This window comes from Curtobacterium sp. GD1, assembly GCF_020882855.1.
Lineage (GTDB): Bacteria > Actinomycetota > Actinomycetes > Actinomycetales > Microbacteriaceae > Curtobacterium.
Window position 1 is genome coordinate 16564 of sequence record NZ_JAFEVQ010000016.1, and the last position, 13992, is coordinate 30555.

Annotated in this window: 10 protein-coding genes; 7 read left to right on the top strand and 3 right to left on the bottom strand. The window is 72.7% G+C overall.

Going from position 1 to position 13992, the window contains the following annotated elements; all coding sequences use genetic code 11:
* Nucleotides 1-133 precede the first annotated feature (133 nt).
* Nucleotides 134-3595, bottom strand: coding sequence for a bifunctional proline dehydrogenase/L-glutamate gamma-semialdehyde dehydrogenase (locus JSX79_RS10465; protein ID WP_229086112.1), 3462 nt, complete (start codon nt 3593-3595; stop codon nt 134-136).
* A gap of 81 nt (nt 3596-3676) precedes the next feature.
* Between JSX79_RS10465 and JSX79_RS10470 the strand changes: the two genes are divergently transcribed.
* From JSX79_RS10470 to JSX79_RS10490, 5 genes are all read left to right on the top strand, one after another.
* Entirely contained in the window at nt 3677-4579 is a 903-nt protein-coding gene (locus JSX79_RS10470) for a LysR family transcriptional regulator (RefSeq protein WP_070418601.1), read from the top strand.
* 193 nt (nt 4580-4772) lie between these two features.
* Nucleotides 4773-6680, top strand: a complete 1908-nt coding sequence (locus JSX79_RS10475) for a hypothetical protein (RefSeq protein ID WP_229086114.1) — start codon at nt 4773-4775, stop codon at nt 6678-6680.
* A 167-nt stretch (nt 6681-6847) separates the two neighbouring features.
* Entirely contained in the window at nt 6848-7681 is an 834-nt protein-coding gene (locus tag JSX79_RS10480) for a hypothetical protein (RefSeq protein WP_229086116.1), read from the top strand.
* Nucleotides 7682-7881: 200 nt separating this feature from the next.
* Complete coding sequence (locus tag JSX79_RS10485; RefSeq protein WP_229086117.1) at nt 7882-9513, top strand: putative Ig domain-containing protein; 1632 nt, start codon at nt 7882-7884, stop codon at nt 9511-9513.
* 133 nt (nt 9514-9646) lie between these two features.
* Nucleotides 9647-10279 carry an FMN-dependent NADH-azoreductase gene (locus tag JSX79_RS10490; RefSeq protein WP_229086118.1) on the top strand — a complete coding sequence of 211 codons (633 nt, stop codon included), beginning with the start codon at nt 9647-9649 and terminating at the stop codon, nt 10277-10279.
* 143 nt (nt 10280-10422) lie between these two features.
* Here the strand turns inward: JSX79_RS10490 and JSX79_RS10495 are convergent, their stop codons facing one another.
* A complete protein-coding gene (locus JSX79_RS10495; protein ID WP_229086121.1) occupies nt 10423-11466 on the bottom strand; it encodes an MBL fold metallo-hydrolase in 1044 nt (347 codons plus the stop codon).
* Nucleotides 11467-11586: 120 nt separating this feature from the next.
* Between JSX79_RS10495 and JSX79_RS10500 the strand changes: the two genes are divergently transcribed.
* Both JSX79_RS10500 and JSX79_RS10505 read left to right on the top strand, forming a co-directional pair.
* Nucleotides 11587-12636 (top strand): ATP-dependent DNA ligase, encoded by a 1050-nt coding sequence (locus JSX79_RS10500; RefSeq protein ID WP_229086123.1) that lies wholly within the window; start codon nt 11587-11589, stop codon nt 12634-12636.
* Nucleotides 12637-12718: 82 nt separating this feature from the next.
* Nucleotides 12719-12862 carry a hypothetical protein gene (locus JSX79_RS10505; protein ID WP_175473622.1) on the top strand — a complete coding sequence of 48 codons (144 nt, stop codon included), beginning with the start codon at nt 12719-12721 and terminating at the stop codon, nt 12860-12862.
* Nucleotides 12863-12867: 5 nt separating this feature from the next.
* Here JSX79_RS10505 and ligD read toward each other — a convergent pair whose 3' ends face one another.
* A complete protein-coding gene (ligD, locus tag JSX79_RS10510) occupies nt 12868-13887 on the bottom strand; it encodes a non-homologous end-joining DNA ligase (protein WP_229086124.1) in 1020 nt (339 codons plus the stop codon).
* Between the last annotated feature and the right edge of the window lie 105 nt (nt 13888-13992).

Genomic DNA, 13992 nt, shown 5'->3' on the forward strand with positions numbered 1-13992 from the left:
CCGGCGCGGATCGTCCCCGAACAACCGAAGCGCTCCCGAACCGCGGGTTCGCGTGGTTCGGGAGCGCTTTGGTTGTGCGCCGCAGTCGACGCGCCGCCGGGCAGACGCAACGCGGCGCGGCGCGGCCGCCGCGCTAGATCAGGTCGTCCGTCAAGTGGTTCGGCGTGCCGAAGCGGTGCGCCGTGATCGACACGGCCTGCTCCCGCACGAACGGCAGGATCTCGAGACGCCCGGCCTCGGTCACCGGCTCCCCGTACACGGCCACGTCCGGCCGACCACCGATCGCCGTGTACAGCGCCGACGTGTCGCCACCGATGAGCCGCACGCGACCGGACGGACCACTCGCCACCGCCGACGCGAACGCCGCGTCGGAGTGCGACTGCGTCAGCGACCGGACGTTCGGCAGTGCCCGGACGGCCGATGCGACACCGGACGGCAGGGTCGACACGGTCGAGACGTCGATCGTCGTACCGGCGCGGACGGACGCCGCGACGACGCGGACCAGATCGGCGACCCCGTCATCGGAGGCAGAGGCAGCCAGGCGCACCCGCACCGCCGGGTACGGCAGGTAGCGCGCGATGTTCCGTTCCGCCGTCAGCGCGGACACGTCGGTCGCCGTGCCGAACAGCGACGCCCACGCCTGCTCGTCGGACGCCACGGCCCGGTCGAGCGACGGCGACGCCACCCCGGCGGCACGGACGAACGCGGCGACCGCGGACGAGGGAGACGAACCGGACGCGGCCGGAGCAGGCGCCCAGGACCCGAGCCCGAGCAGGTAGTTCAGCCCACCGGCCTTCGTCCCGGCACCGACGGCCGACTTCTTCCACCCGCCGAACGGCTGGCGTCGGACGATCGCGCCCGTGATGCCACGGTTGACGTAGAGGTTGCCCGCCTCGATGCGCCCGAGCCAGGTACCGATCTCGGCGCGATCGAGGGAGTGCAGGCCCGAGGTGAGGCCGTAGTCGACCTCGTTGACGATGTCGATCGCCTCGTCGAGCGTGCGCGCGGTCATGATGCCGAGGATCGGCCCGAAGTACTCCGTGCGGTGGAACGCCGACCCGCGGCGGACACCGTCACGGACACCGGGGCTCCAGAGCGTGCCGGAGTCGTCGAGCTTCGCGGGCTGTACCGCCCACGACTCCCCCGCGCCGAGTGTCGTCAGGCCGTCCAGGAGCTTGCCGGCGGCGGGCTCGATGACCGGCCCCATCTGCGTGGTGGGGTCGGTCGGGTAGCCGACGGTCAGCGACGACACCGCGTCGATGAGCTGCGAGCGGAAGCGCCGCGAGGTGGCGACGGAGCCGACGAGCACGACGAGGGATGCGGCCGAGCACTTCTGCCCCGCGTGCCCGAAGGCCGAGGCGACGACGTCCTTCACGGCCAGGTCGAGGTCGGCGGACGGGGTGACGATGATCGCGTTCTTGCCCGAGGTCTCGGCGAGCAGCGGCAGGTCCGGCCGGAAGGACCGGAACAGCGAAGCGGTCTCGTACGCCCCGGTGAGGATCACCCGGTCGACGAGCGGCGACGCGACGAGCTGCTGCCCGAGGTCGTTCTCCGACACCTGCAGGAACGCGAGCACGTCGGCCGGTGCGCCCATGGCGTCGAGCGCGGTCTCGATGATCGACGCGAGGACGGCACCGGAGCGCTCGGCGGGCGGCGCGGGCTTCAGCACGACGGCGGACCCGGCGGCGAGCGCGGCGAGGGTGGACCCGGCGGGGATCGCGACCGGGAAGTTCCACGGCGGCGCGACGAGCGTGAGGGCGGCCGGGGTGAAGGACGCACCGTCGACCTCGTCGAGCTCGGACGCGAGCGAACCGTAGAAGTGCGCGAAGTCGATCGCCTCGGACACCTCGGGGTCGGCCTGGTCGATGGTCTTGCCGGTCTCGGACGCCATCACCTCGACGAGGGCCGCGCGGTTCGCCTCGAGTGCGTCGCCGACGGCGTGGAGCACCGCGCCACGCGCGGCACCGGACCAGGTCCCCCAGACGGCACCGGCGTCCCGGACGCGACCGAGCGCGGAGTCGAGCGCCGTGGCGGAACCGACCCGCGCCTCCTGGACGGCACGGACGCCGAGCGTCGACGACGCGACCCGGTCCGTGATGGCCGCACCCCACGATCGCACCGCGGCGACCGACGGGTCGCTGTCCGGCGTGTTCTCGAAGTGCCCCGGGCCGGGGCGACCGACGGCGGCGTAGCGGTCGGCGACGCGGTGGGATGCGGGGGCATCGAGCCCACCGGGCAGGGCGAGGGGGGCGAGCGACGTGCGGAAGCGCTCCTCCTCGCGGGCGAACAGGGCGGGCGAGGACACGAGGGAGAACACCGCGGACATGAAGTTCTCCTGCGACGCGCCTTCCTCGAGGCGGCGGATCAGGTACGCGATCGCGACGTCGAACTCCTGCGGGTGCACGACGGGCGTGTAGAGCAGGAGCGATCCGACGGTGTTCTTGACCGCAGAAGCCTGCCCCTGCGCCATGCCGAGCAGCATCTCGAACTCGATGCCGTCCCGGACCCCGCGCTCCCCGGCGAGCAGCCAGGCGTGCGCGACGTCGAAGAGGTTGTGGCCGGCGACCCCGACGCGGACGTTCTCGATGCGCGACGGCGTCAGCGCCCAGTCGAGCACGCGCTTGTAGTTGGTGTCGGAGTCCTGCTTGGTGTGCCAGGTGGCGAGCGGCCAGCCGTGCACCGACGCCTCGACCTGCTCCATCGGCAGGTTGGCGCCCTTGACGAGGCGGACCTTGATGCCGGCGCCGCCGCGGGCACGGCGGGCGGCGGACCACTCCTGCAGGTGCTCCATCGCGGCGAGCGCGTCGGGCAGGTACGCCTGGAGCACGATGCCGGCTTCGAGGCCGAGGAACTCCGGCTCGTCGAGGAGCTTCGTGAAGACCGCGATGGTGAGGTCGAGGTCCTTGTACTCCTCCATGTCGAGGTTGATGAACTTCGCCGGGGACGCCGATGCGGCACGGCGGAACAGCGGGCGGAGCTTCTCGATGATGTCCTCGACCGCGTGGTCGAACGCCCACGGGGAGTGCGGGTGCACGGTGGAGGAGACCTTGATCGACACGTAGTCGACATCGTCGCGGGCGAGGAGCTTGTGCGTGCCCTCGAGTCGGCGGGCTGCTTCGCCCTCGCCGAGGACGGCCTCGCCGAGCAGGTTGACGTTGAGCCGGACGCCGTCGCGCTTGATCTTCGCGATGGCCGGCCCGAGCTTGGCGTCGGTCGCGTCGACGATGAGGTGGCCGACCATGTCGCGGAGCACGCGGCGGGCGATCGGGACGACGACGCCGGGCAGTGCCGGTGCCATCCCGCCGCCGAGTCGGACGAGCCCGCGGAGCGCGGCGGGCAGGAAGCCGGGCGCACCGGGCGCGATCGCACGGAGCTTGCGTGCGGCGACGCCGAGGTCCTCGGGGCGGACGACGCCGTCGACGAACCCGACGGCGAAGTCGAGGCCGGCGGGGTCGGCGAGCACTCCGGCGAGCTGCTTCGCCGAGCCGTCGACCGGGTAGGTCTCGGCTTCGGCGAGCCACTGTCGCACGAGCGCGACGGACTGGTCCGCGAGGGCGTCGTGGTCGGTGGCGGGGTGCTCGTGCAGGGTCGTCATGGCATCAGTGTGGAGCCCGCCATGCTGAAGCGGAAGCAACGTTTCGTGACGGATACCCATCAGCGACACTAAAGTGTTGGCATGCTCGACGTCCGCCGCCTGGTCCTCCTCCGGGAGCTCTCGATCCGTGGCACGATCGCCGCTGTGGCCGAGGCCGTGAACTTCACGCCGTCGGCCGTCTCGCAGCAGCTCTCCGCCCTGGAACGCGAGGCCGGCGTGCCCCTGCTCCGCAAGGCCGGACGGCGGCTCCAGCTCACCCCGCAGGCCGAGGTGCTCGTCCAGGCCGCGGGGCACGTGCTCGACGTCCTCGAGCGGGCGCAGTCCGAGGTCGAGGAGACCATGCCGACCGTGCAGGGTCGGATCCGGGTGGCGGTGTTCCAGTCCGCGGCGCTCGCCCTGATGCCGAACGCCCTGCACGCGATGGCGACCGAGCACCCGGACGTCCGCATCGAGATGGTGCAGCGCGAGCCGGAGACCGCACTGCACGAGACGTGGATCCGGGACTTCGACATGGTCATCGCCGAGCAGTACCCCGCGCACGCGGCACCGCGGCTCCCCGGACTGCAGCGCGAGGACCTCACGACCGACGCCGTCCGTCTGGCGCTGCCCCCGGTCGACACGGCCCTCGCGCCGGTGTCGTCGATCGAGGACGCCGCGGCGCTGCCGTGGGTGATGGAGCCTCGAGGGACCGCGTCGCGGCACTTCGCCGAGCAGGTCTGCCGTCGCTGGGGCTTCGAGCCCGACGTGCGGTACGAGACCGCCGACCTGCAGACGCAGATCCGGCTCGTCGAGTCCGGCAACGCCGCGAGCCTCATGCCGGACCTCATGTGGACGGGCCGGACCACGACGTGCCGGTTGGTGGAGCTGCCAGAGCACCCGCGGCGGACGATCTTCACGGTGGTCCGAGCGGCCGGGTCCTCGTCGCCGGCGGTCCGCGCCCTCCGCTCGGCCCTCGAGCGCGCTGCCGCGACCGTCGGCGACTGACCGTCGGCGACCGATCCGAGCGCGACCGACCGTCGGCGACTGACCCGACGGCGACCGACCCGAGCGCGACCGACCGGTCGCTCCGTCGTCGTTACCGGACCGAGACGTACCGGGTCGTCAGGATCGTCGGCGCCGCGACACCTCCAGGATGAGGGCACCTCCCGGTGCCCCGCACAGCATCCAGGGGGATCCCATGAAGCAGTCCTGCACCGCCAGTGTCCGACGCGGCGCCGCCATCGGCGCAGCCGTCGCCATCGTCACCGCCTCCTCGGCGTTCGGCATCGGCGCGACGAGCGCGATGGCCGACGAGGCTCCGACACCGCTCACGCCCGCCACCAGCGTCACGACCGGCACGTCCGACGGCTCGGGAGGCGCGACGAGCGACCCGACGTCGGCCACCGCCGACGAGACGGGGACGACTCCCCCCGTGGTCACCGACGACCCCGCCGAGTCGCCCGAGCCGGCCCCGACGCCCGACGCGCCCACGGACCCGACAGCGGCACCGGAGCCGTCCGCCACCACGACCGCACCCGCGGCGACCGCGGCGACCGCGTCGGCCGAGGAGGCTCCGGAGCAGTCCGCCGCCGCGGCGCTCGACTTCCCCGAGGGCACGAGCGCCGACGCCCCGCTGGTCCTCACCGCGACGGTGGGCGACACCGTGTCCCGGACGTTCACCGCGACGGGCGGGTCGGGCACCGTGTCGTACAAGGTGCGCGGCGCGAACGGCAGCCCGGTCATCGGCCAGGGCGACTTCAACAGCGACTTCTCGTTCGACGGGACCACCGGCACGCTGTCCGGGTCGCCTCGGTACGCCCTGCGGACCTACACGTTCCAGGTCATCGCCACGAGCGGTTCCGAGACCGCCGTCGAGTACGTCGAGCTCACGGTGAAGCCCGGTGCCCCGGTCGGTGTCACCTTCTCGGTCGCCGCGCAGGAGACCTCCGGCCTGTGGCAGGTCGAGCCGGACGGCACGATCTGGGAGGAAGCAGTCGGCAAGGGACGAGTCCGCATCGTCTCCGACGTCCCCGTCGCGACCGGGACGACCCTCTCCCTGGCTGGTCTCGCGGTCGACGCCTACGGCAACCGCGTGACCGGGAGCGACCAGGACGACGACTACCCCCGGTCGACCGTCACGAGCACCGTGGCGTCCGACCGTGCGGTGTGGGACCCGGCGGGTGCGAACCTCGTGACCTTCACCGAGGCCGGCACCCGCACGGTGACCGTCTCCGAGGGCGGCGTGTCCACGTCCTTCACGGTCGTGGTCGCCGACGAACCGTTCGCCTTCGTCGACCCGTCGTCCGCCGACGCCCCGATCGCCATCGACCCGACCGCGGGCGAGCAGTTCACGCGGACGTTCGACGTGTCGGGAGCGACCGACCCGTCCGACCTCCGCTACGAGCTCCGCGGTGTCCAGGGCGAGCCCTTCGACGACACCTACGCCCGGAACGGGCTCGACCTCGCCATTGACCCGACCACGGGCGTGCTCACCGGGACCGGCACGGCGGCGACGTCGTTCCGCTTCCAGGTCGTCGCGACGAGCGGCGGGCAGGAGGCCGTCGCGAACGTCGAGGTCACCGTGTCGCCCGCGGCCTTCGCGAAGCTCGTCGTCGCGGTCCTGCCGTCCGATCGGGACCCGGAGTCGGAGACCTGGGCGGTCGACGGCGACACGATCACGCACATCACCCCGGACGGCGGTTCGGAGGTCGTCGACGCGGTCCCCGCACGACAGGGGCAGCGCATGCTCGTGCTCGCGGTGCCGGTGGACGCCTACGGGAACGCCGTCGCCGACCACGACGACCTGACCATCACGAGCGACGTCGCGAGTGACCGGATCGCGTACGACCCGAGCACCGCCGCGACCTGGGTCACGTTCGAGCACGCGTCGCCGCACGTCGTGACCGTCGCGTACCAGGACCGCACGCAGGACATCCGGTTCGACGTCACCCCGACCGCGGCGACGGCGGGAGCCACCACGGACACGGGCTCCGGCCGTCTCGCCTACACTGGCGCGGAGACCTCGGGTCCCCTCGCCTGGGCGCTCGGACTGCTCGCCGCCGGCGGCGGACTGCTGGTCCACCGGCTGCGTCGCCGTCGCGCCTGAGACGCGACCGTCCGGCGGACCGGGAGGCGCGGTGCCAGCTGGCACCGCGCCTCCCGTCATCGTCGGCACGCCTGAGTGAACCGGAATGCCCCGGGGACGCCTGCGGTCGTACCGTCGTCGCTGACAGGAGCGGATCGCCGCCCTGCACAGAACGACCAGGGGATCTCATGAACACCACCACGTCGTCGCGCCGTCGCGCGGCCCTCGTCACCGCCGTCGCGGTCGCCGCCGCCGCAGCCGGTTCGACCGCCGTCCTCGGCGTCGACGCCGCATCCGCCAGCACCACGGTCACGAGCCAGCACGCCGCGGCGACGCCCGCGCCGCTCGCCTTCACGCAGAGCTCCTCCGCCGCCCACCCGATCGCGCTGACCGCGACCGCGGGGAAGGCGTTCTCGCACACCTTCACCACCAACGCGAAGGCGGGGTCGGTCGCCTACGCGATGGACGAGCCGGCCGGGCCGACGGCGGACTCGCCGCGCGCGTCCGACCACTTCTCGGTGAACACGAACACCGGCGTCCTGTCCGGCACGGGGGTCGAGAGCGGCATCTGGGACTTCCAGGTCGTCGCCCTCCGCAACGGCGTCGAGGCCCACGCGTACGTGGAGCTCACCGTGGTCCCGGGGGCAGCGGTCGGCGTGCGGACGTACGTCTCGCAGCCGAACACGACCGCACCGATCTGGTACATCGCGCCGAACGGTGTCGTCCGCCAACGGCTGACCCCCACGAGCAAGGCGACGGTCGTCAAGACCGTCCCGGCGGTCCGGCTCGAGCAGCTCATCGTCACCGGGGTCGCGGTCGACGCCGAGGGCAACGTCATCAAGGCTCCCGACGAGGGCGGCGACGTGTCCACGGTCACGAGCAACGTCACGTCGGACCACGTCACCCGGACCGGCGCCCAGGACACGATCACGATCAGCGGTGCGTGGTCGCACCGCCTCACCGTGACCCAGGAGCACGCGCACACGTCGTTCACGGTCTCGGTGGCGCACGCCGCGCACTGAGTCGACCACGGGGAGCCGCGGGTGGCGCACTGAGCAGCACGCCACCCGCGGTTTCCCGCACGCACCCCCAACCCAGGTCACATTTCGTGCTCGGTGCTCCCGAGCACGCGCGCGTACCCCTACGATCCGATCAGGCCGAGGATTCTCGGCAGATTCTTACGATCCGGCACCCGACCGGACCTGAACACCTGGGGGAACACGTGCGCCGCAGCACTTCCACCGTCCGACGCGCCTGCGCGCTCGGGACCACCGCCGCGCTCATCGCGCTGACGACCGGTCTCGGCATCGCGACCGCGACGGCAGCACACGCCGAGGGCGCCGACACGTCGGTCCCGACGCAGACCGCGCCGGCCGACCCGACGCCGACCGACGCGCCGACGGACACCACGCCGACGGACGCGCCGACCGACCCGGCACCGACGGACGCGCCGACCGACACCGCGACGGACGCGCCGACGAGCACGCCGACGAGCACCACGGCACCGTCCGCTCCCGCACGGAACCAGACGCCGTCGGCCGCGTCGACGGACGCACCGGTCACGCCGCTGGCCGCCGACCCCGCCGTCACCGTCTCCGGCGACACCAAGGTGGGCTCGCAGCTCACGGCGGACACGACCGGGTTCGACGAGGACGGCTCGTTCAAGTACGTCTGGACCGAGGCCGACGCCGGCCCGACGCCGACGACCATCTCCAAGTCCAAGACCTTCACGGTCGACCAGACCGAGGCGGGCAAGCAGCTCGTCGTGACCGTGACCGGCGACCTGCCGGGCGGCGGCAAGGAGACGGTGACCTCGGATCCGTCCGCGGTCATCACGCAGGACCCGGTGTTCGTCGACGCGGACGGCAAGCCCATCACCGAGGGCACCGAGGCGGACGTCGACGTGCTGCCCCTCGAGGCCACCGCCGGTGACCCGTTCTCGTACACGTTCCGCGCCCAGGGGTACCCGGCGCCGACGTACGAGCTGGACTGGTACTACGGCGACGAGGAGGACTCCGCCGACTCGATCGTCGAGTCGAAGTCGCAGGCCGACTCCATCGCGATCGGGTACGGCTTCGAGGAGGACGACGACTTCACCGTCGACGACCAGCTCCCCGAGGGCATCACGTTCGACCCGACCACGGGCGAGCTGAGCGGTACCGCCACCCTCGCGTCGTTCTACGACTTCGCCGTCACGGCCACGAGCGGTGACGTCTCGACCACGCAGTACGTCGAGCTGACCGTCGACCACGCCGCCGCGTTCGGCATCACCGCGTTCACGACCGACGAGAAGTCGATCACCGCGCGGGACAAGCGCATCTGGCTCATCCAGCCCGACGGCTCGATCTACACCGTCGACCTGTCGACCGACGAGGACGGCTTCCCCGAGGAGCTCACCCTCACGCCGACCGGCCGTCCCACCGTGGCGCAGGGCGGCACGCTCATCGTGTCCGGCTCGCCCGTCGACCGCTTCGGCAACGACGCGTCGGACTTCGACGACGAGGGCAACCCGACGTTCGTCCCGACGGTGACCTCGGACGTCGCCACCGACGTGGTCGCGCCGTACGAGGAGAACGGTGCCGAGGGGCAGGGCGTCTTCGGCGTCACGTTCCCGCACGCGTCGATCCACACCCTCACGGTCGCGAGCGGCGCGTTGCAGCCGCTCTCGTTCGCGGTCGACGTGCGTCCGACCACCCCGACGGTGGCCGTCGTCACGCCCACCACCGCGAAGGGCCAGCTCGCCTACACCGGTTCCGACGCGACGGGTGCCCTCCCCTGGGCCCTCGCGTTCGTCCTCGCCGGCGCCGGTCTGATCGGTGTGCGCACGCTGCGCCGCCGTCACGCCCAGCGCTGACGCCCAGACGCCTCCCGCCAGTCGCGTGCCCGCGTGACTGACGGGAGGCCCACCTCGGCCCCGCCTCGCCCCTCACCGGCGCGGCGGGGCCGTTCCCGTCATCCGGCGGGTGTCGATCGGTAGCGTGGGGGCCATGCCCACCCTCCTGCACATCGACTCCTCGGCCGACCTCGCGCACTCCCGCTCCCGCGCCCTCACCGCGGCCTTCGCGGACGCCTGGCGCGCACGTGGCCCGGAGTACACGGTCGTCCGCCGCGACCTGCACGTCGACCAGCTCCCCCACCTCGAGACCTCGGCACTGCACTGGGCCGCCGCCGACCGCACGGACGACGAGGTCGTGGCCCCCGAGGCCGACGCGCTCCGGCAGGAGGTGATCGACGAACTCCTCGGCGCCGACGTCGTCGTGGTCGGTGCGCCGCTGTACAACTACACCGTGCCGTCGACGCTCAAGGCGTGGATCGACCGCATCCACGTGCCGGGTGTCCTCGCCGGTGCCGTGCAGCCGCTCGCCGGACGTCCGGTCGTCACCGTCGTCAGCCGGGGTGCCACGTACGACGCCGGGACCCCGACGGAGGGCTGGGACCACGGCTCCCCGGTCCTGCACCTCATCCTCGGGACCGCGCTCGGCATGAAGCCGTACCCGATCACCGTGAGTGCGACCCTGGCGGACCGGCTGCCCGACCTCTCGCCGCTCGCCGACCACGCCGCCGCCGAGTTCGCCGACGCGAAGACGACGCTGGAGCGCCTCGCCGCGACGCTCGGCTGACGCAGGCCGCGGGCGGCCGCGGCGGCCCGCACAACCGAAGTCCATCCGCGCCGCGGCGATCCACGGCGCGGATGCACTTGCGTTGTGCGACGGCGGTGCGAACCACGGCGCCAAGGCCGCCGAGGCCGCCGCGACCGGCCGGGTCAGGCGGGACGGACCTCGTCCGCGCGACCGAGCAGCGCCGCGTGGAACGCCGTCTGCGTCAGCGCGCTGGCGAGCAGGAACCCCGTCATCGACTCGATGCCCCCGCTGAAGGGCACCCGGGACGCCACCTCGTAGAGCGTCGGCGAGGACAGGGCGTCGAGCGCGTCGGCGACGTGCCGCGACCGTTCCTCGCGGTGCCGAGCCAGGGTGCGGGCACGGCCGACGACGTCACGGAAGCGGTACTCGTGGCCGGGGCAGACCTCGAGGTCCGCGGAGCCGTCGAGCCGTCCGAGCGAGGCCAGGTAGTCGCCGAGCGGGTTCGTGGCGGTTCGGCCCCCGAGCCCGATCCCGGAGTTGATGCGGGGCAGGACGTGGTCGCCGGTGAACAGCAGGCCGTCCTCCGCGTCGATGAAGCAGCAGTGCCCGGCGGTGTGCCCGGGGGTCCACAGCGTCCGGATCGTCCGACCGGCGACCGGCAGCACGTCGCCGTCCTCGAGCAGCAGGTCCGCGAAGGGCTCCGCCGTCCGACCGAGCCCGATCCGTCGTCCGCTCCCCCAGGCCTCGACCACGCCGGCGCGCAGGTGCTCCGGCAGTCCCCACGTCGCGATGTCGGCGTCGTTCGCCGCGGCGTCCGCCCGCTCCCGGTGCAGCGCCTCGACCTCGAGCCGGTGCATGGCGACCCGGGCACCCGTGGCCCGTCGGATCGCCGCCGCGGCACCGAGGTGGTCCGCGTGCAGGTGCGTCACGACGACCAGCCCGACGTCGTCGAGCGACCGGCCGATCGCCGTGAGGCCGTCGCGGAGCACGTCGAGACCGTCGTCGGCGGTCCACCCGGGGTCGATCAGCGCGAGCGAGCCGTCGGAGCCCTCGACGACGTACACGAGCGTCGCGTCGGGCACCCCGAAGCGGAACGGCACGGCGAGGGTCCAGATGCCCGGCCGGACCTCCTCCACGGGCGGCAGGACGCCGTCGCGGAGCGCGGCGGCCTGCACGGGACTGATCGGTTCCGGTGCCGGCGCTGCCGGCGGGGGCACGGTCGTCACGCGACCACCCTACTGAGGTGCGGGTCGCGACCGGGCCGAGCCGCGCCTCCAGGGCCACGGCCACCGGACGACGGACCGACACCTGCCGGACGGACGCGGCCGCCCGAGTAGACAGGACGCATGGAGATCGCACCGATGCTCGCCAAGGCCGTCCCCACCGTCCCCGAACCCGACAGCGTGCGCGGAGGACTCCGGTACGAGCCGAAGTGGGACGGGTTCCGCGGCATCGTGACCATCGACGGCGACGACGTGGAGATCGGCAGCCGCGGAGCGAAGCCCCTCACCCGCTACTTCCCCGAACTCGTCGAGGCCTTCCGCGCACAGTTCGGTGGCCGCGAGCACCCCGTGGTCCTCGACGGCGAGGTGATCCTGCGCTCCGGGGACGCCGGCGCGGAACGGCTCGACTGGGAGGCGCTGTCGCAGCGGATCCACCCCGCGGCCTCGCGGATCGCGAAGCTCAGCGCCGAGACCCCCGCGCAGTTCGTGGCGTTCGACCTGCTCGCGGTGGACGGCACGGAGCTCCTGGACCTGCCGTTCGACGAGCGTCGGTCGCGCCTGGACGCGCTGTCGCAGGACATGTCCGACCCGCTGTTCGTCACGCGCACCACGCTCGACGTCGACCTCGCCCGCGAGTGGCTGACCACGTTCGAGGGCGCCGGGCTCGACGGTGTCGTCGCGAAGCCCCGGGCGAAGCCGTACGAGCCGAACAAGCGCACCATGCTCAAGGTCAAGCACCACCGCACGGCCGACGTCGTCGCGATCGGGTACCGCGTGCACAAGAGCGGGACCGGCGTCGGCTCGCTGCTCGTCGGGTTGTACGGCGACGACGGCGAGCTCCGGCAGGTGGGCGGCGTGTCCGCCTTCTCCGACAAGCGACGGGTCGAGTTGGTGGACGAGCTCGACCGGGTGGTCCTCCGGGATGCGGACGGGAGGCCCGTCACCGGTGACGGGGAACGCTCGCGGTTCTCGTCGGGTCGCGACACGTCGTTCGTCCGGCTGGCGCCGTCGCTGGTCCTGGAGGTGCGGTACGACCAGATGGAGGGCGACCGGTTCCGGCACACGGTCCAGTTCGAGCGGTGGCGTCCCGACCGCGAGGCCGCCTCGTGCGGCTTCGACCAGCTCGAGGTCCCGGCGGCGTACGACCTCGACGCCGTGCTGCTGTCCGATTGACGCTCGACGATTGATGTAGTTAGGCTAACTAGGTAACTTCTTCCATGCGGATGCATCCGCATCGAGCAGACGGGAGCGGGACATGATCATCGACGGCATCAGCGACGCCCACCGCGGGACGTGGTCCCGGTTGACGCGTCTGCACACGGCGAGCGTCTCGCTCCCGACACACACCACGCGCGTCGCCGAGCCCGAGGGCCGCGCCGAGGACTGCGCCGCCGTCTGACCCGTTCAGGCCTTCTTCGCGCGTGACGGCTGCACGCGCGGCGGCTCCCCCGGCATCTTCGGGAAGTCCGGTGGGAAGGGCAGCTCGCCCTCGCCGTTCTCCAGGTCGCGCTCCCACCACGCCAGCAGCGGTGCGATGCTCGCGGGCTCGTCGTGCATCGCCTGCCACGGGTCGCCCGTGGTCCGCAGCCGCTCGGGCACCGACCGGATCGTGAACGCCGTGGGATCGGCGTCGTCGAGTTCGTCCCACGCGATCGGCGTCGACACGACCGCGTGCGCGAGGGCTCGGGGACTGTAGGCACCGGCCATCGTCCGGTCGCGGTTCGCCTGGTTGAAGTCGACGAAGACGCGCCCCCCGCGCTCCTCCTTCCACCACGCGGTCGTCACCCGCTCCGGCATCCGTCGCTCGAGTTCGCGTGCGGCGGCGATCACCGCGTGCCGGACGTCGAGGAACTCGTACTCGGGCAAGATCGGCGCGAAGACGTGCAGCCCGCGGTTCCCGCTCGTCTTGATCCACGCCGTCAGCCCGACCTCGTCGAGCACCTTCCGGAGCTCGTGCGCGACGGGGACGGTGTCGTGGAAGTCGGTACCGGGCTGCGGGTCGAGGTCGATGCGGAGCTGGTCCGGGTGGTCGGGGTCCCCGGCGCGCGAGGCCCACGGGTGGAACACGACGGTGTTCATCTGCGCGGCCCACACCGCGACGGCCGGCTCGTCCACCACGAGCTGCGGGTGCTGCCGGCCGCTCGGGTAGGTGACGGTGACCGCGCGGACGTACTCGGGCGCGCCCTTCGGCGGGTTCTTCGAGAAGAACTGCTCGCCGTCGACGCCGCCCGGGAACCGCTGCAGCGAGATCGGGCGGTCGCCGTTGGCTCGGACGAACGCGTCACCGACGGCGACGAGGTACTCCGCCAGGTCGAGCTTCGTGATGCCGGGCTCGGGCCAGAGCACGCGGGAGGGGCTGCTGATCCGGACCTCCCGGTCGCCGTCCGGCCCCGGGACCGTCAGCGTCGTCGCTTCGCTCGCCATGCAGCGGACCGTACACGGGCTGGCCCAGGCCCGGCCGCAGCCCCGGTCGGGCTGGGCCGGGGTCGGTCGGGGTCCGGGTCGGGGTCGAGCGGGCGAAGTCCGTCA

Excerpts from the sequence above, each read along its gene's own strand:
- ligD (WP_229086124.1), bottom strand. The coding sequence starts at position 13,887 with ATGGCGAGCGAAGCGACGACGCTGACGGTCCCGGGGCCGGACGGCGAC.
- JSX79_RS10500 (WP_229086123.1), top strand. The coding sequence starts at position 11,587 with ATGGAGATCGCACCGATGCTCGCCAAGGCCGTCCCCACCGTCCCCGAA.
- JSX79_RS10490 (WP_229086118.1), top strand. The coding sequence starts at position 9,647 with ATGCCCACCCTCCTGCACATCGACTCCTCGGCCGACCTCGCGCACTCC.
- JSX79_RS10480 (WP_229086116.1), top strand. The coding sequence starts at position 6,848 with ATGAACACCACCACGTCGTCGCGCCGTCGCGCGGCCCTCGTCACCGCC.
- JSX79_RS10475 (WP_229086114.1), top strand. The coding sequence starts at position 4,773 with ATGAAGCAGTCCTGCACCGCCAGTGTCCGACGCGGCGCCGCCATCGGC.
- JSX79_RS10465 (WP_229086112.1), bottom strand. The coding sequence starts at position 3,595 with ATGACGACCCTGCACGAGCACCCCGCCACCGACCACGACGCCCTCGCG.
- JSX79_RS10505 (WP_175473622.1), top strand. The coding sequence starts at position 12,719 with ATGATCATCGACGGCATCAGCGACGCCCACCGCGGGACGTGGTCCCGG.
- JSX79_RS10470 (WP_070418601.1), top strand. The coding sequence starts at position 3,677 with ATGCTCGACGTCCGCCGCCTGGTCCTCCTCCGGGAGCTCTCGATCCGT.